The sequence below is a fragment of the Pseudomonas oryzihabitans genome (assembly GCF_006384975.1).
GTDB classification, from domain to species: Bacteria; Pseudomonadota; Gammaproteobacteria; order Pseudomonadales; family Pseudomonadaceae; genus Chryseomonas; species Chryseomonas psychrotolerans_B.
The window spans coordinates 506,079-528,815 of the sequence record NZ_CP021645.1 but is presented as its reverse complement, the minus strand read 5'-3'; the positions used below and the strand labels follow the sequence as shown (position 1 = coordinate 528,815).

Here is a 22,737-nt window from a genome sequence, read left to right as displayed (position 1 = left end):
CTGCCGTCAGCAGTCGGTAGCCGCCAGAAACGCCGCTACCAGCCCCTCGATGCCGACCTGATCCGCTGCGCTGAAGCGTGCTGGATTCGGGCTGTCGAGATCGAGCACGCCGATCAGTCGACCTTCCTTGACCAAAGGCACTACCAATTCGCTACGCGAGGCAGCATCACAGGCGATGTGGCCGGGGAAGGCATGCACGTCTTCGACGCGTTGCGTCCGCCGCTCGCTGGCCACCGCCCCGCAGACCCCCTTGCTAAAAGGGATACGCATGCAGGCCACCTTGCCTTGGAAGGGGCCGAGCAGGAGTTGATCCGGCCCGTCGACGAAATAGAAGCCGGCCCAGTTGAGGTCTGGCACCTCCTGGTAGATGAAGGCCGACAACTGGGCAGCGTTGGCCACCAGGTTACGCTCGCCAGCCAACAAGGCTTCGACCTGCGCGGCCAACATGGCATAGCCTTCGAGCCCAGCGCCTACACCTGAGAGTTCTACCGTCATGCTTGCTCCAACAGCTTGAGCCCGACCCACTGCCGGGCAAATTGATAGGCGCAGCGGCCATTGCGATTGCCGCGACCCGAAGCCCAGCGAATAGCTTCGCGATCGGCCTCCTCGGACCACTCCAGGGTCAGTCCGGATTTGCCGGCCAGGGCCGTGCACCAGTGCCGAACCACGGACAGGTAGTGATCCTGGGTGAAGGGATAGAAGGACAACCACAGACCAAAGCGATCCGACAAGGCGATCTTGTCCTCCGCGGCCTCGCTCGGGTGCAGTTCGCCATCGACATGCTCCCAATTGTCGTTGTCGCTCTGCCGCTCGGCGACCAGATGCCGCCGGTTGGACGTGGCATAGAGCACCACGTTGTCCGGCGCCTGTTCGAGCGAGCCGTCGAGCACGCTCTTGAGCACGCGGTAGTCGTCGCTACCGGCATCGAAGGACAGGTCATCGCAGAACAGTACGAAGCGCTGCTCTTGCCCGGCGATCTGCTCCACCACGCGCGGCAGATCGGCGAGATCGTCGCGCTCGATCTCGATCAGCCGTAGGCCTTGAGCGGCGTACTCGGCCAGCAGTGCGCGAATCAGCGATGATTTGCCCGTCCCGCGGGCGCCCCACAGCAGCGTGTGATTCGCCGGCAGTCCAGCCACGAACTGGCGAGTATTGCGAGCCAGTTGCTCACGCTGCCGATCGATACCGAGGAGATCGGACAGACGCAGCTCAAGATTGACGTCGAGTGGCTGGAGATAGCCGCTATGCCCCTCGCGACGCCAGCGCGCCGCATAGCAGTGTTGCCAATCCAGCGGTTCACGTCGATGCGGCAACAGCGGCTCGAGCCGCTCAAGCACCTGCCTTGCGTGCAGGAGAAACTCTTCTAGGGAAGCACTCACGGGAATCATCCTTACGACAATCAGAAATAGCAGGCAGGCATCACCCCGCCCGCCCAATATTGTATGACTTTAAAACCCCTGGAAACACGATTTCGAAGCCTAGCGCCCCAGGGCACGCTGCAGGTGCTTTTCCAGTTGCAACGGCTTGGTGACGGGTGCGAAACGCCGTACCCGATCCTGCGCTGGACTGACCAGGAACTTGGTGAAATTCCAGCGGATGGCCGTACCCAGCAAGCCAGGCGCCGCCCGTTTCAAGGCAGTGAACAAAGGATGGGCCTCGTCACCGTTGACGTCGATCTTGGCCATCACCGGAAAGCTGACGTTGAAACGGGTAAGGCAGAACGCCTGGATCTGCGCGTCGCCTTCCGGCTCCTGGTTACCGAATTGGTTGCAGGGAAAGACGATCACACGCAGTCCATCGGCGCGGTAACGCTGCTGCAATTCCTCGAGTCCGGCGTACTGCTGGGTAAAACCGCACCGACTGGCGGTATTGACCACCAGGTAGGCCCGGGCGGGCCAATCCGCCAGGCAGGCCGACTGACCATCCGCCATCTTGAACGGCACATGCAGGATCTCTGAAGTCACGCCGGCTCCCTGGGCTGCAGGTGGAGCGCTACGGAATTGATGCAATAACGCAAGCCGGTCGGCGGCGGTCCATCGGGGAAGACGTGCCCCAGATGCGCATCGCAACGCGCGCACAACACCTCGACCCGGTGCATGCCGTGGCTGAAGTCTTCCTTCTCGGTCACCGCCTCTGGCGCGATGGGCGCGTAATAGCTGGGCCAGCCACAGCCGGAGTCGAACTTGGTGCTGGAGTCGAACAACGCCAGCTCGCAGCAGGCGCAGCGATAGACGCCGGGCGTCTTGGTGTTGCAGTAGGCACCGGTATAGGGTCTTTCGGTCGCGGCCAGTCGACAGACGCGAAACTGATCGTCGGTCAGGCGCTCGCGCCAATCGTCCGGGCTACGCTGTACTTTTTCCATGATGACCTCTCTGGATGCCGGCGCATCTTTTGTAACAGCCGATGCGGCCGTATGATTCCCGCTCAGTCTGGCATCCACCCCCAGAAGCTGCCAAGCGCCGGTCGGCGTCCGTCATCACCGAGTCTTTCTCGCCCTTTCAGGATTCAGTCCACCATGCAGGTCTCCAAGTCGAACAAGCTCGCCAATGTCTGCTATGACATCCGCGGCCCGGTCCTCAAGCATGCCAAGCGCCTCGAAGAGGAAGGCCACCGCATCCTGAAGCTCAACATCGGCAACCCGGCACCTTTCGGCTTCGAAGCCCCCGAGGAAATCCTGCAGGACGTCATCCGCAACCTGCCGACGGCGCAGGGTTACAGCGACTCCAAGGGCCTGTTCAGCGCGCGCAAGGCGGTCATGCAGTACTGCCAGCAGAAGCGCATCGAGGGTGTCGGCATCGAAGACATCTATCTCGGCAATGGGGTTTCCGAGCTGATCGTCATGGCGATGCAGGCACTGCTCAACAACAACGACGAGGTGCTGATCCCGGCGCCCGACTATCCGTTATGGACCGCCGCGGTCAGCCTGGCCGGTGGCAAGCCGGTGCACTACCTGTGTGACGAACAGGCCGACTGGTTCCCTGACCTGGCCGACATGGAAGCCAAGATCACCAGCAACACCAAGGCGCTGGTCCTGATCAACCCCAACAACCCCACCGGCGCGGTCTATTCCAAGGAGGTCCTGGAAGGGATCGTCGAACTGGCGCGGCGCCATAACCTGGTGCTGTTCTCGGACGAGATCTACGACAAGATCCTCTACGATGAAGCCGTGCACATCTCCACCGCCTCCCTGGCGCCAGACGTGCTCTGCCTGACCTTCAACGGCCTGTCCAAGTCCTATCGCGTCGCCGGCTTCCGCTCCGGCTGGTTGATCGTCTCGGGACCCAAGCACCGTGCCCAGAGCTACATCGAAGGCCTGGACATCCTCGCCAACATGCGCCTGTGCGCCAACGTGCCCAGCCAGCACGCGATCCAGACCGCCCTGGGCGGCTACCAGAGCATCAACGACCTGGTCCTGCCCAATGGCCGCCTGCTGGAACAACGCAACCGCGCCTGGAAGCTGCTCAACGACATCCCGGGCGTCAGCTGCGTGAAGCCGATGGGCGCGCTCTATGCCTTCCCCCGGATCGACCCCAAGGTCTGCCCCATCCATAACGACGAGAAATTCGCCCTCGACCTGCTACTGTCGGAAAAGCTGCTGATCGTCCAGGGCACTGCCTTCAACTGGCCCTGGACCGACCACTTCCGCGTGGTCACCCTGCCCCGCGTCGATGACCTGGAACAGGCCATCGGCCGCATCGGCAACTTCCTCGGCGGCTATTCCCAGTAGCAAGCAAAGCATTTCCGCGTCTTTCACCGATTGGCGCCCGCCAGGGCGTCAATCGGCACTGGCGCTCGCTCCTTGACCAGACAACGGCCGCCTAGCCAGCAGACGACACAGTTTGCAATAGAGGAAACGTTGAATGGATCGGGGCCGAACCTTATATAGCCGGCAGATAAACCTGTGAGGAGCTGTACCCCACCATGATGCGCATTCTGTTGTTTCTGGCTACCAACCTGGCGGTGCTGACCGTTGCCAGCATCACCTTGAAGGTGCTCGGCGTGGATCGCTACACCGGTCAGAACTATGGCAGTCTGCTGGTGTTCTGTGCCGTGTTCGGCTTCGCCGGTTCGCTGGTCTCGCTGTTCATCTCCAAGTGGATGGCGAAGATGAGCACCCGGACCGAAGTCATCAGCCAGCCGCGTACCCGCCATGAGCAGTGGCTGCTACAGACCGTCGAGGAGCTGTCGCGCGAAGCCGGCATCAAGACGCCGGAAGTCGGTATCTTCCCGGCCTACGAGGCCAACGCCTTCGCCACCGGCTGGAATCGCAACGATGCCCTCGTCGCGGTGAGCCAGGGTCTGCTGGAGCGCTTCTCGCCTGACGAAGTACGGGCAGTGCTGGCTCACGAGATCGGTCACGTCGCCAACGGCGACATGGTGACCCTGGCACTGATCCAAGGCGTGGTGAACACCTTCGTGATGTTCTTCGCGCGGATCTTCGGCAACTTCGTCGACAAGGCCATCTTCAAGAATGAAGAAGGCCATGGCATCGCCTACTTCGTGACCACCATCGTCGCCGAACTGGTGCTGGGTATCCTGGCCAGCATCATCGTCATGTGGTTCTCGCGTAAGCGTGAATTCCGTGCGGACGAAGCCGGTGCCCGCCTGGCCGGTCCGAACGCCATGATTGGCGCCCTGCAGCGCCTGCGCGCCGAGCAAGGCATTCCGGTGCAGATGCCCGATACATTGAACGCCTTCGGTATCAATGGCTCGCTGAAGAACGGCCTGGCCGGCCTGCTGATGAGCCACCCGCCGCTGGAAGAGCGTATCGAGGCCTTGCGCCATTACGGCCAGCGCTAAGCGCTAGCTGCACAAAACGACCCCGGCTTCGGCCGTAATGCTGTTCACTTAAGAAACGCCACGGACTCCATGAGAGCCGTGGCGTTTTTCGTGGCCTGATTTCTATCCTGTGCGGGGTGATTTAGGCGTCGGAGCACCGCTCAATGCCCAAAACCATACAAAAGATCGCTGCCTGGAGGCTGGCAGCGATCTTTTGAAGGACTCCCGTCAAACCTCAAATGCTTAAGTGAACAGCATTACGGCTTCGGCCGGGGTTTTTTATGAGCGCGTCAAGGACCGTATGGCCTCTCCCAGCCCCTCGCCAGTCAGCGGAAACATCCGTTGCGCCATGAGTTCACGCAGCAGCTGGATCGAGGTACTGCTAGCCCAGCCTTCCTGCGGATAGGGGTTGAGCCAGACCGCTCGTGGAAAATGCTGGCACAGGCGCTGGATCCAGACCGCGCCCGGCTCTTCGTTCCAATGCTCGACGCTGCCACCCGGATGGGTGATCTCATAGGGCCCCATGCTGGCATCGCCGACGATCACCAATCGATAGTCGGCGTTGTAACGTCGCAACAGTTCCTCGGTCGCCAGGCTGTCGTCATGGCGCCGGGCATTGTCCCGCCATACCCGCTCATAGACGCAGTTGTGGAAGTAGTAGTACTCCAGATGCCGGAACTCGAGCCGGCAGGCACTGAACAGCTCACTGCAGAGCCGTACATGCAGATCCATGGAGCCGCCAATGTCGAGCAGCAGCAGCACCTTGGTCGCGTTGTGCCGCTCCGGACGATAGCGGACGTCCAGCAATCCGCCCTCGCGCGCCGTGGCCGCCACCGTACCTTCCAGATCGAACTCCGCCGCCGCCCCCTGCCGGGCGAAGCGCCGCAAACGGCGCAAAGCCAGTTGCAGGTTGCGCCGGTCGAGGGGCGCGCGATCGTCCAGGTTGCGATAGTCCCGCTGCTCCCACACCTTGGCCGCTCGTCCCTGCCGCGTGCCCGCCTCGCCGATACGGACGCCGAAAGGATTGTAGCCGCCGCTACCGAAAGGGCTGGTACCACCGGTGCCGACCCACTTGTTGCCCCCGGCATGCCGCTCGCGCTGCTCGGCGAGCCGCTGTTGGAGGGCGTCGAGCAATTCATTCAGGCCGCCCAGGGCCTGCAGCCGCTGGCGGTCCTCCTCGGACAGCAGCCGCTGCAGCTCCAGCCTGAGCCACTCCTCCGGTACCGCGGTCGCCGCCGGCCGCTCGAACCTGGCCATCTCTCCCGCGTAGACCAGATCGAAGCGATCGAAGAAGCGTTCGTCCTTGACCAACAGGGCGCGGGCCAGCAGATAGAAGGCCTCGGGATCGCCAACCGCGAGACCGGCATCCAGCGCGGCGTGCAGATCCAGCAGCTCGCCGATGGACACCGGGATGCCGGCACCTCTGAGTCGGGTGAAGAAGTCGAGGAACATGCCCGCCCTCAGCTCCGACGGCGGCGCATGAAGGCCTGGCGTTCGAGCAGTTGCAGATCCTGCTCGTTCTTCAGCAGGGCACCGGCCAGCGGTGGGAGGCCGCCCTCCCCGTGCAGCGCTCGCTGCGCGGCTTCGTCACCCAGCAGCAGGGCCAGCCAGTCCACCAGCTCCGAGGTGGAGGGCTTCTTCTTCAACCCCGGCACACTGCGCAGGTCGTAAAAGAGGTCGAGCGCTTCCTTGACCAGGCGTCCTTGGAGCTCGGGGTAATGTACCTGCACGATACGCTCCAGCGTCTCCCGTTCCGGGAAGCGGATGAAGTGGAAGAAGCAGCGGCGCAAGAAGGCATCCGGGAGTTCCTTCTCGTTGTTCGAGGTGATGATGATGACCGGCCGCCGCTGGGCGCGAATGGTCTCACCCGTCTCGTAGACATGGAATTCCATGCGATCCAGCTCGAGCAGCAGGTCGTTGGGAAACTCGATGTCAGCCTTGTCGATCTCGTCGATTAGTAGGACTACCGGGTCCTCGGCGGTGAAGGCGTCCCATAGCTTGCCCGGCTTGATGTAGTGCGCCACCTCCTGCACCTGGGGATCGCCCAATTGCGAGTCCCGCAGGCGGCTCACCGCGTCGTACTCGTAGAGCCCCTGCTGGGCCTTGGTGGTGGACTTGACGTGCCAGGTGATGAGCCGTGCACCCAGGCTCTGGGCCACCTGCTCGGCCAAGAGGGTCTTGCCGGTGCCCGGCTCTCCCTTCACCAGTAGCGGCCGCCCCAACTGGATCGCGGCGTTCACCGCCAGGCTGAGCTCGGCGGTAGCCACGTAACGGTCGGTACCCTGAAATGCCATCGTCGATCCTCGTCATCGCTTTCGCCTGACGATAGCACGCCGCGCCTGGGCTGGACGCCACCAGACGCAAGGCCTAGGCTGCGAGTTTTCCGCGCCGCACAGGATCCGCCATGAGCCGCATCTTCGCTGACAATGCCCAGTCCATCGGCAATACGCCGCTGATCTATATCAATCGCCTCGGCCCCAAGGGGGTCACCCTGCTCGCCAAGATCGAAGGGCGCAACCCGGGCTATTCGGTCAAATGCCGCATCGGCGCCAACCTGATCTGGGATGCGGAGGCCAAGGGCCTGCTCAAACCCGGCATGAGCCTGGTCGAGCCCACCTCGGGCAACACCGGTATCGGCCTGGCCTATGTCGCTGCCGCCCGCGGCTACCGCCTGGTGCTGACCATGCCTGCCTCCATGAGCCTGGAGCGCCGCAAAGTGTTGAAGGCGCTGGGTGCCGAGCTGGTCCTCACCGAACCGGCCAAGGGCATGAAGGGCGCCATCGAAAAGGCCCGGGAGATCGCCGAGAGCGAGCCGGGTCGCTATTTCATGCCGCAGCAGTTCGACAATCCAGCCAACCCGGCCATCCACGAGAAGACCACCGGCCCGGAAATCTGGAACGACACCGACGGCGCCATCGATGTCCTGGTGGCGGGGGTCGGCACCGGCGGCACCCTTACTGGCATCTCGCGCTTCATCAAGAACACCAAGGGCAAGCCCATCCTGTCGGTGGCGGTCGAACCGGAAACCTCGCCAGTGATCACCCAGACCCTCGCCGGCGAAGAGGTGAAACCCAGTCCGCACAAGATCCAGGGCATAGGCGCGGGCTTCGTCCCTGGTAACCTGGACCTCAGCATGGTCGACCGCGTGGAACAGGTCAGCGATGACCAGGCCAAGCTGATGGCCCAGCGCCTGATGCGCGAAGAGGGCATCCTGTGCGGTATTTCCTGTGGTGCCGCCATGGCCGCCGCGGTACGCCTGGCCGAGGCGCCGGAGATGCAGGGCAAGACCATCGTGGTGATCCTGCCGGATTCCGGTGAGCGTTATCTGTCGACGATGCTGTTCGACGGCCTCTTCGACGAGCAGGAACTCGTCCAATAGGGCGTGCGAGACGCCGGTTGGGGCTATAGCCGCCAATCGGCGCACCGGCTACCATCACCCTCGGTTGTCCAGAATTTTCAACGGAGGGAACAAGATGTCGAACACCGTCTACCCGGCGTCCTACTACGCCGCCAGTGCCCATCTGGGGCCGGAGCGCCCTTCCCTCCAAGGCAGCCACAGTAGCGACATCTGCGTCATCGGCGGCGGCTACACCGGCCTGTCCACCGCCCTGCACCTGCGGGAAAAGGGCTATGACGTCATCCTGCTCGAAGCGCAACGCATCGGCTTCGGCGCCTCGGGTCGTAACGGCGGCCAGATCGTCAACAGCTACAGCCGCGACCTGGATGTCGTAGAAAAGAGCGTGGATGCCTCCGCCGCCCAATTGCTCGGCCGCATGGCGTTCGAAGGGGGCGCCATCATCCGTGAGCGGGTCCAGCGCTATGGGATCGACTGCGACCTGAAGGACGGCGGCATCTTCGCCGCCCTGAACGAGCGGCAGCTGGGGCACCTCGAGGCCCAGCAGCGGCTCTGGCAGCGCTATGGCTACGACAGATTGCAACTGCTCGACCGAAGCGCCATCCAGAATTGCGTGGCGTCGGAGCGCTACGTCGGCGGCATGCTGGACCTGGGCGGCGGTCATCTCCATCCGCTCAATCTGGCGCTCGGCGAAGCCAAGGCCTTCGAATCGCTGGGCGGCATCATCCATGAGCGCTCACCCGCCATCCGGATCGAGCACGGCGCCCAGCCCGTCGTGCATACTCCCGAAGGCTGCGTCACGGCGCGTTTCGTGGTGGTGGCAGGCAACGCCTACCTGGGCAATCTGATTCCCGAACTGGCAGCCAAGTCCATGCCCTGCGGTACCCAGGTCCTGGCGACCGAGCCCTTGACCGAGGAACAGGCAAAGAGCCTGCTGCCCCAGGATTACTGCGTCGAAGACTGCAATTATCTGCTCGACTACTTCCGTCTCTCCGCCGACCGTCGACTCATCTATGGCGGCGGCGTGGTCTATGGTGCGCGCGATCCAGCCAACATCGAACGGCTGGTGATGCCCAAGCTGGAAAAGACCTTCCCGCAGCTCAAGGGCATCCGCGCCGAATACGCCTGGACGGGTAATTTCCTGCTCACCCTCTCGCGCCTGCCGCAGATGGGTCGCCTGGGTGCCAACGTCTACTATTCCCAAGGCTGCAGCGGTCACGGCGTGACCTTCACCCATGTGGCTGGCAAGGCCCTGGCCGAAGCCATCGCCGGCCAGGCCGAGCGCTTCGATGCCTTCGCCCAGCTGCCGCACTATCCCTTCCCCGGTGGGCACCTGCTGCGAGTACCCTTCTCCGCCCTGGGCGCCTGGTACTACAGCCTCAGGGATCGCCTGGCGATCTAGGCGCTGGCTGCACAGAGCTAGCGCTCTGCGATCTTCAAACGAACCTTAAATACAGCCTAAGAAAAAGCCCGGTTTCCCGGGCTTTTTTCGTATCAGAGATTCTTGATCTCGGCCTTGGCCTCCAGGGCCCGGCGGTAGGCCGCGAAATCGACCTGACCGGCTCGCGATGCCAGGTAGCGGCGATACAGCGCCTTGTCCTCGGCGCTCAAGGCTTCCTTGGGTACCCCAACGCCTTGCAGACGCAGCAGGACGAAATCGCCGTTCTGCAGGCTAACGCCAGCATAGGACGGTTGCTTGTCGCTTTCCGGCTTGGCCATGCGGAAGACGGCCTGCAGCACCTGAGGATCGATCCCCTCCTGATTGCGGGTCGCAGCCTCGACGGTGCGCCAGTCGCCAGCGGTGACCTTGCCGCCATCGCGCAGTGCCTTGAGCTGCTCCTCACCCGTGCTCTTGGCCAGGGCCGCAGCCTTTTCCTGCGTCAGGCGGGTGACGATCTCGGCCTTGACCTGATCCAAGGACTGCAGCTGTGGCGCACGGTGTTCCTTGTCACGTAGCACCACTATGGTGTCCGGATCGAGTTGCAGCGCGGCGCTATTGGCACCGTTTTGCATGACGTCTTCACTGAAAGCGGCCTCGATCACCTGGCGGTTGGCGGTGATACCTTCGCCACCCTCGCGACCGAAGGGCTTGCTGGTCTGCACCTGCAGCCCCATGTCCTGGGCCGGTTGACTCAGGTCGGAGGCCTCGTAGGCATCGCTCTCCAGCTTGCGACCTGCCTCGATGAACAAGCGATCGGCGTCTTCGGCCTTGAGTTGTTGCTCCAGACGTGGCCGCACGCTGGCCAGGGTGGGTATTTCCGGCGCCTGAATGCCCTTCAGCTTGATCAGATGCCAGCCGAAACTGGTACGCACCGGCGCGGAAACTTGATTGGGCTTCAGGGCGTACAACGCCTCTTCGAAGGCAGGATCATAGACACCGCGACCGGCATAGCCCAGATCGCCACCGTTGGCGGCGGAACCCGGATCCTGGGAGAACTCCTTGGCGAGCTTGGCGAAATCCTCGCCCTTGTTCAGGCGCTCCTGGATCTGCTGGATCTTGGCCTTGGCCTGCTCGTCGGTCTGCTTGTCATTGACCTCGATGAGGATATGCGCCGCGTCGCGCTGTTCCGACAGATTGGCGATCTCGGACTTGTAGGCGGCCTGCAGGCGGCTCTCGTCGACCTTGGCCTTGGCCAGGAAGGCGCTCTTCTTCAGCTCGACGTATTCGATGACCACCTGCTCGGGCGTCATGAACTCGTTCTTGTGGCTGTCGTAGTAGGTCTGGATTTCCGCCTGGGTCGGCGCGATGCCGGCGGTCGCGGCCTTGACGGTGCGCATGGAGAAGTCACGGGTCTGACGCTCCAGGTTGGCGAAGGCCTCGATGTCCGCATCGGTGACGAAGTTGCTGCCGACGATCCCGGCGCGCAGCTGGCCGATGAGCATCTCATCACGCAGCAGGTCACGGAATTGCAGGCGGGTATAGTTCATCTGGCGAACGGCCTGATCGAAGCGCTGCGGATCGAACCGCCCTTCGGTCTGGAATTCAGGAGTGTTGAGGATCAACTGGTCCAGCGCCTGATCGGAGAAGGCGAAATGATCGGCCTTGGCGGCTTGCAAGAGTAGCTGCTTGTCGATGAGGGCCTTGAGCGCCGATTCGCGCAGCAGGCGGTCATCCAGGGTGGACGGATCGAAACCCTGTCCCAGCTGTTGCTGCAGCTGGCGGCGCTGCATTTCCATCGCCTGGTTGAGGTCCGTCTGCTTGATCTCGTCCCCATTGACCAGCGCCACGGCGCCCTGGTGGCCCGTTGCGCGGATGATCGCCTCGAAACCGGTGAGTGCCATCAGCAGGATGATGAATCCGATGATGACCTTGGCAATCCATCCCTGAGAACGGTCCCTGATGTTTTGTAGCATGTGCCCCCCACGAGCTGTGGCCAGACCGGCCATGGCGAAATCGTCGAATACCAAATAGCGAAAAGGCGCATCTCGAGATGCGCCTTTTCGTCGATCAAGGACCTTGCATCCAGCAGGAGGGTGGCGCGCCAGCATGCTTGCCTGGCGACCCACCCATCAGGCTAGGGACGCCATCAGTGGGTACTGATGCGCTCCTTGCCTTCCTGATCCCGCTTCTCGTCCTTGTTGACGAGCTCCGGACCATCGTCCGGAAGCGGCTCCGGCGTGTATTGCAGCGCAACCTCCAAGACCTCGTCAATCCATTTGACCGGCTTGATCTGCAAGTCGGCCTTGATGTTGTCCGGAATGTCCCGCAGATCGCGGACGTTTTCCTCGGGGATGATCACGGTGCGAATGCCGCCCCGGTGAGCCGCGAGCAGCTTTTCCTTGAGGCCGCCAATGGCCAGCACCTGACCACGCAGGGTGATCTCACCGGTCATGGCCACATCGGCACGCACCGGAATGCGTGTGGCAGCGGAGACCAGCGCCGTACACATGCCGATACCAGCACTTGGGCCGTCCTTGGGCGTAGCGCCCTCGGGAACGTGGATGTGGATGTCGTGCTTCTCGTGGAAGTCCTTCGGAATCCCCAGGCTGCGACCGCGGCTACGCACCACGGTCAGTGCCGCGGTGATGGACTCGGCCATGACATCGCCCAGGGAGCCGGTCTTGATCATCTGGCCTTTGCCGGGCACGACCACGGATTCGATGGTCAGCAATTCGCCGCCCACCTGGGTCCAGGCCAGGCCGGTGACCTGACCGATCTGATCCTGCTGCTCGGCCAGGCCGTAGCGGAATTTACGTACGCCCAGCCAGTGTTCCAAGGTGTCCACGCTGACGCTAGCGGTACGCTCCTTGCTCAGCGCATGCTCCTTGACCACCTTGCGGCACACCTTGGCCACTTGGCGCTCGAGGCTCCGTACGCCCGCTTCCCGGGTGTAATAACGGATGACGTCGCGTAGCGCGGCTTCGTCGAATTCAACCTCGCCCTTCTTCAGACCATTGGCCTTGACCTGCTTGGGAATCAGGTAGCGCGTGGCGATGTTGACCTTCTCGTCTTCCGTATAGCCAGGCAGGCGGATGACTTCCATACGATCCAGCAGCGGCGCCGGAATGTTCATGGAGTTGGCGGTGCAGACGAACATCACGTCGGAGAGGTCGTAATCCACCTCGAGGTAATGATCGTTGAAGGTGTGGTTCTGCTCCGGATCGAGCACCTCGAGCAAGGCGGAAGCGGGATCACCGCGCATGTCGTTGCCCATCTTGTCGATTTCATCGAGCAGGAACAGCGGGTTGCGCACCCCAACCTTGGTCATCTTCTGGATCAGCCGGCCCGGCATGGAGCCGATGTAAGTCCGCCGGTGACCACGGATCTCGGCTTCGTCACGCACACCGCCCAGGGCCATGCGCACGAACTTGCGGCCGGTGGAGCGAGCGATGGACTCGGCCAGGGAGGTCTTGCCCACCCCGGGCGGACCAACCAGGCACAGCACGGGCCCGCGAACCTTCTTCACGCGCTTCTGCACGGCGAGGTATTCAAGGATGCGCTCTTTCACCTCTTCGAGACCGTAGTGATCCTTGTCCAGGACCTCCTCGGCACGGCCCAGGTCCAAACGCACCTTGCTCTCGGCTTGCCACGGTACGTTCACCAGCCAGTCGATGTAAGAGCGCACCACGGTGGCCTCGGCCGACATCGGCGACATCTGCTTGAGCTTGTTCAGCTCGGCATTGGCCTTGGTCAGGGCATCCTTGGGCAGCCCAGCGGCCTCGATGCGACGCTTGAGGTCGTCGACCTCGTTGTGCCCCTCGTCGATGTCACCCAGTTCTTTCTGGATGGCCTTCATCTGCTCGTTGAGGTAGTACTCGCGCTGGCTGCGCTCCATCTGCTTCTTGACGCGGCCACGGATGCGCTTCTCCACCTGCAGCAGGTCGATTTCCGCATCCAGCAGCGCCAGGACGTGCTCGACGCGCGCGCCAAGCTCGGTGATCTCGAGGATCTCCTGCTTTTGCTCGATCTTCAGTGCCATGTGGGCGGCCATGGTATCGACCAGGCGGCTGGGATCTTCGATGCTGTTCAGCGAGGACAGGACCTCGGCCGGCACCTTCTTGCCCAGCTGCACGTACTGCTCGAACTGGCTCATCAGGCTACGCGAGAAGACTTCGGATTCACGATCCGGCGCCTCGCTGTCGTCGATCAGGGTGACCAGGGCACGGGCGTAGGCCTGGTTCTCCACGAAGGAGTCAATGCGACCGCGCTGCTCACCCTCGACCAGCACCTTGACGGTGCCATCGGGCAGCTTCAGCAATTGGAGGACGGTAGCGACCGTACCCATGTGATACATGTCATCCGCGGCAGGATCGTCATCGCCGGGATTCTTCTGGGCGACCAGCAGGATCTGCTTGTCGCCAGCCATGGCGGCTTCCAGAGCCTCGACGGACTTTTCCCTTCCGACGAACAGCGGGATGACCATGTGGGGATAGACCACTACGTCACGTAGGGGCAGCAGGGGAAGTTCTATCGTCGTAGTCATGGGGTACGGGTCTCGGCAAATAATCGGCCGCAGATGCGGTTAAGGCCTCGGTTTTCTCTAACATGAGGTTGACCGCCGCAAAATACAACCGTTGCGGAAATGAAAAAGGGGCCGAAGCCCCTTTTGTCACGCGTCTGGTGCCGCCTTCGCGGGCTCGCTGTTCTCGTAGATGAGTAACGGCTGGGAACTGCCATCGATGACGCTCTCGTCGATGACCACCTTGCTCACATCCTTCTGCGAAGGAATCTCGTACATCGTCTCGAGCAGGATGCCTTCGAGAATGGATCTCAGGCCACGAGCGCCGGTCTTGCGTTCCAAGGCCTTGCGAGCAACGGCCTTGAGCGCATCGGGACGGAATTCGAGGTCGACGTCTTCCATCTCGAACAGCTTGGCGTACTGCTTGGTCAGGGCGTTCTTCGGCTCGGTGAGGATCTGCATGAGCGCCGGCTCGTCCAGCTCGTCCAGGGTCGCGATGACCGGCAGACGGCCAACGAACTCGGGGATCAAGCCGAATTTCACCAGATCTTCGGGCTCGGCATCGCGTAGCGATTCACCGATCTTCTTGCCCAGCTCCTGACTGCGTACTTCGGCGTTGAAGCCGATGCCGCCGCCCTTGGTGGAGCGATTCTGGATGACCTTCTCAAGGCCAGCGAAGGCGCCGCCGCAGATGAACAGGATGTTGCGCGTATCGACCTGCAGGAATTCCTGCTGGGGATGCTTGCGACCACCCTGGGGCGGTACCGAAGCCACGGTGCCTTCGATCAGTTTCAACAACGCCTGCTGCACACCCTCACCCGAAACGTCTCGGGTAATGGAGGGGTTGTCGGACTTGCGCGAGATTTTGTCGATCTCGTCGATGTAGACGATGCCCATCTGGGCCTTTTCCACATCGTAGTCGCACTTCTGCAACAGCTTCTGAATGATGTTCTCGACGTCCTCACCCACGTAACCGGCTTCGGTCAGGGTGGTGGCATCCGCGATGGTGAAGGGTACGTTGAGCAAACGAGCCAGGGTTTCCGCGAGCAGGGTCTTGCCCGAGCCAGTGGGGCCGATGAGCAGGATGTTGCTCTTGCCCAGCTCGACGTCATCCTTCTTCTCGCGCTGGTTCAAGCGCTTGTAGTGGTTGTAGACGGCAACCGCGAGGACACGCTTGGCACGCTGCTGACCAATGACGTACTGGTCGAGGATGGCGCTGATTTCCTTCGGCGCGGGCAGCTTGTGCGCATTGCTTTCGGCCTGGGCTTCCTGAACTTCCTCACGGATGATGTCATTGCACAGGTCGACGCATTCGTCGCAGATGAAGACGGAGGGTCCAGCGATCAATTTACGTACTTCGTGCTGACTCTTGCCGCAGAAGGAGCAGTAAAGCAGCTTGCCGTTATCGTCGCTATTGCGCGTATCTGTCATTCGATCGATCCAATGGAATGTGCTTACATCAACAAGATGGAGCCAATTGCACGGTTTTTCAAGCCTACCTGCCCAAACGCCAGCGCCTGGGCAGGTGGTCGAGGCGGGGTCAGGCGGGGATGTTGCGCTTCTCGAGGACCTTGTCGATCAGGCCGTAGGCAACGGCTTCGGGGCCACTCATGAAGTTGTCACGGTCGGTATCGCGAGCGATCACGTCCATGGGCTGGTCGGTGTGGTGCGCCAGTACCTTGTTCAGACGCTCACGGATGGTCAAAATTTCACGGGCGTGAATTTCGATGTCCGAAGCCTGACCCTGGAAGCCGCCCAGCGGCTGGTGAATCATCATCCGCGAATGCGGCAGGCAGAAGCGCTTCTCGGCGGCGCCACCGGCGAGCAGCAGCGCACCCATGCTGCAGGCCTGGCCGATGCAGATGGTGGAGACGTCGGGCTTGATGAACTGCATGGTGTCGTAGATCGACATGCCAGCGGTCACCGAGCCACCCGGGCTGTTGATATAGAGATGGATGTCCTTGTCGGGATTCTCGGCTTCCAGGAACAGCAACTGGGCGACGACCAGGTTGGCCATGTAGTCCTCGACCTGGCCAACCAGGAAGATGACGCGCTCCTTGAGCAGCCGGGAGTAGATGTCATAGGCGCGCTCGCCCCGGGCGGATTGCTCCACCACCATGGGTACCAGACCGCCAGCGGCTTGAATATCGGGCATGGATTGCATGTAAGAATTGCGGGACATGTCCTGCACTAGCTCCCTTCTGGATGACCTGTCAAAAACACATAAGCCAGCGCGAGGCTGGCTTATGTGGATTAGCGATTTCAGGCAGATCAGGCTGCTTGCGGAGCCTCGGCCGGCTTGACCGCGTCCTCGTAGGAGACCTGCTTGTCGGTGACTTTTGCCTGCTTGAGGACAGTATCCACGACTTGTTCTTCCAGTACAACCGAACGCACTTCGTTGAGTTGCTGCTCGTTCTGGTAGTACCACTTCACGACCTGCTCGGGCTCCTGGTAGGCGGCAGCCATTTCCTCGATCAGCTCGCGAACGCGGGCGTCATCGGGCTTGAGCTCGAACTGCTTGACCATCTCGGCGATGATCAGACCCAGCAGTACGCGACGCTTGGCCTGCTCGCTGAACAGCTCGGCCGGCAGTTGCTCGGGGTTGATGTTGCCACCGAATTGCTGAACGGCCTGGACACGCAGACGGTCCACTTCGTTGCTGATCAGGGCAGCCGGAACGTCGATCTGGTTGGCGGCCAGCAGACCGTCCATGACCTGGTTCTTGACCTTGGTCTTGAGCGCCTGGCGCAGCTCGCGCTCCATGTTCTTGCGCACTTCGGTGCGGAAACCTTCGACGGTGGTCTCTTCCACACCGAACTGCTTGAAGAAGGCTTCGTTCAGTTCGGGCAGCTCGGGAGCGGCCACTTCCTTGACGGTGACCTTGAACTGCGCGGCTTTGCCGGCCAGGTCCAGGTTCTGATAGTCCTCGGGGAAGGTCAGGTCGAGCACGCGCTCTTCACCGGCCTTGGCGCCAACCAGGCCGCCTTCGAAACCGGGGATCATGCGGCCGGAGCCCAGGACCAGCTTGGTGCCTTCGGCGGAACCGCCAGCGAAGGCTTCGCCATCACGGGTGCCGACGAAGTCGATGGTGACCTGGTCGTCATTGGCGGCAGCACGGTCGACGGCTTCGTAACGGGTGCCCTGCTTGCGCAGTACGTCGAGCATCTTGTCGATGTCGGCGTCCTGGACGCTGGACTCCTGGCGCTCGATCTCGATGCCGTCCAGGCCCTTGACTTCGAACTCGGGGAAGACTTCGAAGGTGGCGACGTATTCCAGATCCTTGCCCTTCTCGAACACCTTGGGTTCGACGGCGGGTGCGCCGGCCGGGTTGAGCTTCTGCTCGACGACGGCTTCGTAGAAGGTTTCCTGAATGAGATCACCCAAGGCTTCCTGACGAGCCGAGGCTTCGTAGCGCTGACGGATGACGCTCATGGGGACCTTGCCCGGGCGGAAACCGGGAACCTTGGCACGCTGCGCGGTCTGCTGCAGACGCTTGTTCACTTCGGTTTCGATACGCTCGGCCGGCACGCCAATGGTCATGCGACGCTCGAGAGCAGAGGTGTTTTCAACGGAAACTTGCATGGATATTCCTCGTGGCACAAGAACGGGCCGGCAACCCGACCCCCCAGAATCAAGGGCAACCATTCTAGAGAGAGTCTCAAGCGAAGTCACCTGGCATGATCCGAGGGTGCGCACGCTGTCCATCGGAACGGCAACCAGGTCACGACCGCCCTCCTGGCAGATCGCCCGCCTCCCTCATTCGATGGCGGGCAGCGTCTTGCTGCGGATGCGACGGGCGAGGGAGTCGTAGATTTCCCGGCAACCCTCGGCCCAGAAGCGGTCGGGATCGTCCTGGGGCTCGAGAGCGACGGAGAATTCACCCTCGCGTTCCTTCAGGACGAAATGATCGTTGGTATAGAAGAAGGACAGACCCACGGCGAAGGTTTGGGGATTGCCTGCCAGGTCATCGACGATCACCGTGAGGTCGTAGCGGGCATAGACTTCCAGCTCGCGGACGATATTGCCATCGACGCGCCTTTCCAGGCCCAGCCCGGCGTCCACCTGATCCGTGGGGGTCAACCCCAGATAGCGGGTGAAGCAGTCCGGCAATTCATGCAGACGGCGCTCCAGTCCCTGCCAATAGGCCTCTTCCCGCTCGGCCGCCTTGCTCAGCGCCTGACTCAATGCCTGATATCGTTCCATTGCCGTTCCCATCTGTTCACTGGAGGCCGTCGACGGACGACCGACAGGTTTGAGACCCCGACGTTGTCCGGGGGTGCCGCAGCGGTCGGTGACGGACTTCAACTCTCCAGCCAGCCCAGCCGCGGCACTCGGGTTTCGCCGAGGAGGAAGTCGCGATTGGCATCGGCGCAGGCACGCAAGTAGTCGGAGACCAGGGTGATGCGTCTCAGGCGGCGCAGGTCTTCGCGGTAATAGAGCCAGAACTGGCGGGTGATCTGGATCTGCTCCGGCAAGAGCGACACCAGCCGGCTATCGGGCTCGGCGAGGAAGCACGGCAGGATGGCCAGGGCGTGGCTACAGAGCGCCGCCTGGTACTGGGCGATCACGCTGGTGCTGCGCAGGGCGCTGCTGGCCTCGGGCAGGATGCGTTCGAGGTAGAGCAGTTCGGGACTGAAGGCCAGGTCGTCGACATAGGTAATGAATCTGTGGTTGCGCAGGTCCGCGGGCTCGGCGATGGCTGGATGGGTCGCCAGGTACTCGGGGGTGGCGTACAGGCGCAGCCGGTAGTCGCACAGCTTGCGGCAGACGTAGGGCCCGCGCTCGGGGCGCTCCAGGGTGATGGCGATATCGGCTTCGCGGCGCGACAGGTTGACGAAGTGCGGGACGGGCAGCACCTCCAGGGTGATACCCGGATAGCGATCCTGGAAAAAGCTCAGCTGGGGCGCCACGAAGTAGCTGCCGAAGCCTTCGGTGGCACCGATGCGCACCTGACCGGAAGGCGCCAGGCGGGTATCCGAAATCTGCTCGCAGGCGGTCTGCAAGGTGCTTTCCAGGGTTTCGGCATGCACCAGCAGTCGTTGGCCTTCCATGGTGAGGCTGAAGCCGGTGCTGCGCGATTTTTCGAACAGCAGCGCCCCCAGGGCCTTTTCCAGGGAGGAGATCCGCCGGGAGACGGTGGTGTAGTCGACGCCCAGCCGTCGCGCGGCGCTGCTGGCCTTCTGGGTGCGGGCGACCTCCAGGAAGAACCTGAGATCATCCCAGTCGAGACGCGCGGCCGGGTTATTGGATTTTTGCATATCGGTCTGGCGTTTTTGTCGGAAGCCAAGGGACTTTTGCCAGAACTATACTGCTTACCAGGTCGCGTCACGAGTGGTGACGGCGCGGCCAGCTGCTAGCCAACAACAATAAAGAGAGCAGTCACTCATGACCCATGATCACGCCCTGCCCGGCTGCCAGGCCGGATGTCGTCCCACGTTGTCCGCACGTTGCCGCCCCGGGGTGACGCCATGACGACCGGTGAAGCCTTTCGCGAAGCGCGCGACTTCCTGCTGCGCCATCGCACCGACTACGCCACCGCCGTCCGCGATTTTCGCTGGCCGCAGCTGGAGTACTTCAACTGGGCGCTCGATCATTTCGATCGGCTGGCAGCGGAGCAGCCCGGCCCTGCGCTGTGGCGGCTGGATGCCGAGGGTCGGGAGGAGCGTTACAGCTTCGCCGAACTGAGCCTGGCGTCCAATCGCACCGCCAACTTCCTGCGCGCCCAGGGCGTGCGCCGCGGCGAGCGCATCCTGGTGATGCTGGGCAACGAGGTGGCGCTCTGGGAGACGCTGCTGGGGGCCTTCAAGCTGGGTGCCGTGGTGGTGCCCGCCACTACCCTGCTGAGCGATGCCGATTTGCAGGATCGCGTGCAGCGTGGCCGCATCGCCCATCTGGTGGTGGGCAGCGCCCACACGGAGCGCTGCGCCAGTCTGGACCCTGCCCTCACCCGCATTTGCGTCGGCGCGCCGGTGGCCGGCTGGCAACCCTATGCACCGGCCGACTGCGCCAGCGACTTCCTCCCCGATGGACCGACCCGAGCCGAGGATCCGCTGCTGCTCTATTTCACCTCGGGGACCACCTCGCGGCCAAAGCTGGTGCTGCACAGCCACAGCAGCTATCCGGTCGGACATCTCTCCACGCTTTACTGGATCGGCCTGCAACCGGGCGACGTGCATCTGAACATTTCTTCCCCGGGCTGGGCCAAGCATGCCTGGAGTTGCGTGTTCGCGCCCTGGAACGCCGGTGCCTGCGTCTTCATTCATGACGTCCCGCGGTTCAAGGCCCAGGCGCTGCTGGAAGTGCTGGCGCGCTATCCGGTGACCAGCCTCTGCGCGCCGCCCACAGTGTGGCGCATGCTGATCCAGGAGGATCTGGCGGCCTATCGCGAGCGGCTGCAGCTGCGCGAGCTGGTCGGGGCCGGCGAGCCGCTCAATCCGGAAATCATCGACAGCCTGCAAGCCGCCTGGGGCCTGGCCTTGCGCGACGGCTTCGGCCAATCGGAAACCACGGCGCTGGTGGGCAATACGCCGGGCCAGCCACTCAAGCCGGGCTCCATGGGCCGGCCCCTACCGGGCTGCCACGTGGCGTTGCTGGACGCCGACGGCCAGCCGGGCGATGACGGCGAGGTGGCCTTGGCGCTGCAGCCAAGACCGGCTGGCCTGATGTTGGGCTACGAAGACAGCCCGGAGAAGACTGCCGAGGTGATGCGCGACGGCCATTACCGCACCGGCGATACCGCGGTGCGCGACGCCGACGGCTACATCACCTTCGTCGGGCGCGCCGATGACGTCTTCAAATCATCGGACTACCGCATCAGCCCCTTCGAACTGGAAAGCGCGCTGATCGAGCATCCCGCCGTGATGGAAGTGGCCGTGGTGCCCAGCCCCGATCCCTTGCGCCTCAATGTACCCAAGGCTTTCGTCATCCTCGCCGCGGGTCACCCGCCCTCGGCGCCCCTTGCCAAGGAGCTGCTCGACTTCGCCCGCGGTTGCCTGTCGCCCTACAAGCGGGTACGCCGCCTGCAGTTCGTCAGCGAACTGCCCAAGACGCTGTCCGGCAAGATCCGCCGCATCGAGTTGCGCCTGGGCGAGGTGCAGCGCCGCGGCCAGGAGACACCCGACGCCCACGACTATGCCGAAGAAGACTTCGCCGACCACCCCGCTTCCGCTCCCACTGCCCAGGAATCCCTGTCATGACCCAGATCGCTATCCGTAACGTGCCGCTGCTGATCGACGGCCAATTCGTCACCTCCACCAACAGCGAGAGCCGCGAGGTGATCAATCCGGCCACCCAGGAGGTATTGGCGCGGGTGCCCTTCGCCACCGCTGAAGAGGTGCAGCGCGCCGTCGCCAGTGCCAAGACGGCCTTCGCCAGCTGGCGCAAGACGCCCATCGGCGCGCGGGCGCGGATCTTTCTGCGCTATCAGCAACTGATTCGCGAACACATGACGGAGCTGGCCGCCCTACTGACGGCCGAGCAGGGCAAGACCCTGGCGGACGCCGAAGGCGATGTCTTCCGTGGCCTGGAGGTGGTGGAGCACGCGGCGGGCATCGGCAATCTGCAACTGGGCGAGCTGGCGAACAATGTCGCCAACGGGGTGGATACCTATACCCTGCTGCAACCTCTGGGCGTCTGCGCCGGCATCACGCCGTTCAACTTCCCGGCGATGATCCCGCTGTGGATGTTTCCCATGGCCATCGCCTGCGGCAATACCTTCGTGCTCAAGCCCTCGGAGCAGGATCCTTTGGTGACCATGCGTCTGGCCGAACTCGCGCTGGAAGCCGGGGTGCCGCCCGGGGTGCTCAATGTGGTGCACGGCGGCCCGGCGGTAGTGGATGCCCTATGCGATCACCCGGACATCAAGGCGCTGTCCTTCGTCGGTTCCACTCGCGTCGGCACCCATGTCTATCGCCGCGCCAGCGAGGCCGGCAAGCGCGTGCAGTGCATGATGGGCGCCAAGAACCATGCGGTGGTCATGCCCGATGCGCCGCGCGAACAGACCCTCGCCAACCTGGTGGGCGCCGCCTTCGGCGCGGCCGGCCAACGCTGCATGGCGGTCTCGGTGGTGGTGCTGGTAGGTGAAGCCAACAGCTGGGTGCCGGACCTGGTGGCCAAGGCCCGCAGCCTCAAGGTGGGCGCGGGCCACGAGACCGGTACCGACGTCGGCCCGCTGATCTCCTGCCAGGCGCTGGACCGGGTCAGTGGGCTGATCGAGCGCGGCGTGAGCGAAGGGGCGACGCTGGAGCTGGATGGGCGCAACGTCCAGGTCGACCGCTACGAAAAAGGCAATTTCGTCGGTCCCACCCTGTTCTCCGGCGTGACCCCGGAGATGACCCTGTACCGCGAAGAGCTGTTCGGCCCGGTGCTCTGCGTGATGCAGGCAGCGACCCTGGACGAGGCCATCGCCCTGATCAACGCCAATCCCAATGGCAACGGCGTCGCCCTCTTCACCCGTTCCGGCGCGGCGGCGCGGCGTTTCCAGGAGGACATCGACGTCGGCCAGGTGGGCATCAACGTGCCCATCCCGGTGCCGGTGCCGCTGTTCTCCTTCAGCGGTTCGCGCGCCTCCAAGCTCGGCGACCTCGGCCCCTACGGCAAGCAGGCGGTGCTGTTCTATACCCAGACCAAGACCATCACTACGCGCTGGCCCGACGAGCAGGATGTCAGCGGCGCCGTGAACACCACCATTACGCTCAAATAAGA

The 22,737-nt window shown here is 63.0% G+C and carries 19 protein-coding genes; 6 read left to right on the top strand and 13 right to left on the bottom strand.

Translation table 11 applies throughout. From position 1 onward, the window contains the following. Positions 1–6 precede the first annotated feature (6 nt). From CCZ28_RS02360 to msrB, 4 genes are all read right to left on the bottom strand, one after another. Entirely contained in the window at positions 7–495 is a 489-nt protein-coding gene (locus tag CCZ28_RS02360; protein ID WP_140215588.1) for a GAF domain-containing protein, read from the bottom strand. Then, a complete protein-coding gene (locus tag CCZ28_RS02355) occupies positions 492–1,388 on the bottom strand; it encodes an ATP-binding protein (protein ID WP_437179187.1) in 897 nt (298 codons plus the stop codon). The genes CCZ28_RS02360 and CCZ28_RS02355 overlap by 4 nt, the downstream gene beginning before the upstream one ends. A gap of 90 nt (positions 1,389–1,478) precedes the next feature. Beyond that, on the bottom strand, positions 1,479–1,964 hold the full coding sequence (locus tag CCZ28_RS02350; RefSeq protein WP_140215585.1) for a glutathione peroxidase: 486 nt from the start codon (positions 1,962–1,964) through the stop codon (positions 1,479–1,481). After that, entirely contained in the window at positions 1,961–2,362 is a 402-nt protein-coding gene (gene msrB, locus CCZ28_RS02345) for a peptide-methionine (R)-S-oxide reductase MsrB (protein WP_140215583.1), read from the bottom strand. The genes CCZ28_RS02350 and msrB overlap by 4 nt, the downstream gene beginning before the upstream one ends. Positions 2,363–2,515: 153 nt before the next feature. Between msrB and CCZ28_RS02340 the strand changes: the two genes are divergently transcribed. Then, a complete protein-coding gene (locus tag CCZ28_RS02340; RefSeq protein WP_140215581.1) occupies positions 2,516–3,727 on the top strand; it encodes a pyridoxal phosphate-dependent aminotransferase in 1,212 nt (403 codons plus the stop codon). Positions 3,728–3,921: 194 nt separating this feature from the next. Then, complete coding sequence (gene htpX, locus CCZ28_RS02335; protein ID WP_140215579.1) at positions 3,922–4,800, top strand: protease HtpX; 879 nt, start codon at positions 3,922–3,924, stop codon at positions 4,798–4,800. 258 nt (positions 4,801–5,058) lie between these two features. On the opposite strand, the gene CCZ28_RS02330 is transcribed toward htpX, so the two are convergent. Together CCZ28_RS02330 and CCZ28_RS02325 are read right to left on the bottom strand one after the other, a co-directional pair. After that, complete coding sequence (locus CCZ28_RS02330; protein ID WP_140215577.1) at positions 5,059–6,231, bottom strand: vWA domain-containing protein; 1,173 nt, start codon at positions 6,229–6,231, stop codon at positions 5,059–5,061. A gap of 8 nt (positions 6,232–6,239) precedes the next feature. Continuing rightward, complete coding sequence (locus CCZ28_RS02325; RefSeq protein ID WP_140215575.1) at positions 6,240–7,073, bottom strand: AAA family ATPase; 834 nt, start codon at positions 7,071–7,073, stop codon at positions 6,240–6,242. Positions 7,074–7,183: 110 nt separating this feature from the next. Between CCZ28_RS02325 and cysK the strand changes: the two genes are divergently transcribed. Further along, on the top strand, positions 7,184–8,158 hold the full coding sequence (gene cysK, locus CCZ28_RS02320; RefSeq protein ID WP_140215573.1) for a cysteine synthase A: 975 nt from the start codon (positions 7,184–7,186) through the stop codon (positions 8,156–8,158). A gap of 94 nt (positions 8,159–8,252) precedes the next feature. Next, positions 8,253–9,536, top strand: coding sequence for an NAD(P)/FAD-dependent oxidoreductase (locus CCZ28_RS02315; RefSeq protein WP_140215571.1), 1,284 nt, complete (start codon positions 8,253–8,255; stop codon positions 9,534–9,536). Between the two features lie 92 nt (positions 9,537–9,628). Here CCZ28_RS02315 and CCZ28_RS02310 read toward each other — a convergent pair whose 3' ends face one another. From CCZ28_RS02310 to CCZ28_RS02280, 7 genes are all read right to left on the bottom strand, one after another. Further along, complete coding sequence (locus CCZ28_RS02310; RefSeq protein ID WP_140215569.1) at positions 9,629–11,488, bottom strand: SurA N-terminal domain-containing protein; 1,860 nt, start codon at positions 11,486–11,488, stop codon at positions 9,629–9,631. A 173-nt stretch (positions 11,489–11,661) separates the two neighbouring features. Beyond that, complete coding sequence (gene lon / locus CCZ28_RS02305; protein ID WP_140215567.1) at positions 11,662–14,058, bottom strand: endopeptidase La; 2,397 nt, start codon at positions 14,056–14,058, stop codon at positions 11,662–11,664. A 126-nt stretch (positions 14,059–14,184) separates the two neighbouring features. Beyond that, positions 14,185–15,465: an ATP-dependent Clp protease ATP-binding subunit ClpX gene (gene clpX, locus CCZ28_RS02300; protein ID WP_058762833.1), complete on the bottom strand. Its 1,281-nt coding sequence runs from the start codon at positions 15,463–15,465 to the stop codon at positions 14,185–14,187. Positions 15,466–15,574: 109 nt separating this feature from the next. Then, positions 15,575–16,216, bottom strand: coding sequence for an ATP-dependent Clp endopeptidase proteolytic subunit ClpP (gene clpP / locus CCZ28_RS02295; protein WP_140215565.1), 642 nt, complete (start codon positions 16,214–16,216; stop codon positions 15,575–15,577). Between the two features lie 89 nt (positions 16,217–16,305). Further along, positions 16,306–17,616 (bottom strand): trigger factor, encoded by a 1,311-nt coding sequence (gene tig, locus CCZ28_RS02290; protein ID WP_140215563.1) that lies wholly within the window; start codon positions 17,614–17,616, stop codon positions 16,306–16,308. Positions 17,617–17,790: 174 nt separating this feature from the next. Next, a complete protein-coding gene (locus CCZ28_RS02285) occupies positions 17,791–18,237 on the bottom strand; it encodes a hypothetical protein (protein ID WP_193756155.1) in 447 nt (148 codons plus the stop codon). 98 nt (positions 18,238–18,335) lie between these two features. Beyond that, on the bottom strand, positions 18,336–19,292 hold the full coding sequence (locus tag CCZ28_RS02280; protein ID WP_140215561.1) for a LysR family transcriptional regulator: 957 nt from the start codon (positions 19,290–19,292) through the stop codon (positions 18,336–18,338). Positions 19,293–19,502: 210 nt separating this feature from the next. On the opposite strand from CCZ28_RS02280, the gene CCZ28_RS02275 reads away from it, so the two are divergent. Both CCZ28_RS02275 and CCZ28_RS02270 read left to right on the top strand, forming a co-directional pair. Further along, a complete protein-coding gene (locus CCZ28_RS02275; protein WP_140215559.1) occupies positions 19,503–21,230 on the top strand; it encodes an AMP-binding protein in 1,728 nt (575 codons plus the stop codon). Further along, positions 21,227–22,735, top strand: a complete 1,509-nt coding sequence (locus CCZ28_RS02270) for a CoA-acylating methylmalonate-semialdehyde dehydrogenase (protein ID WP_140215557.1) — start codon at positions 21,227–21,229, stop codon at positions 22,733–22,735. The genes CCZ28_RS02275 and CCZ28_RS02270 overlap by 4 nt, the downstream gene beginning before the upstream one ends. Positions 22,736–22,737 lie beyond the last annotated feature (2 nt).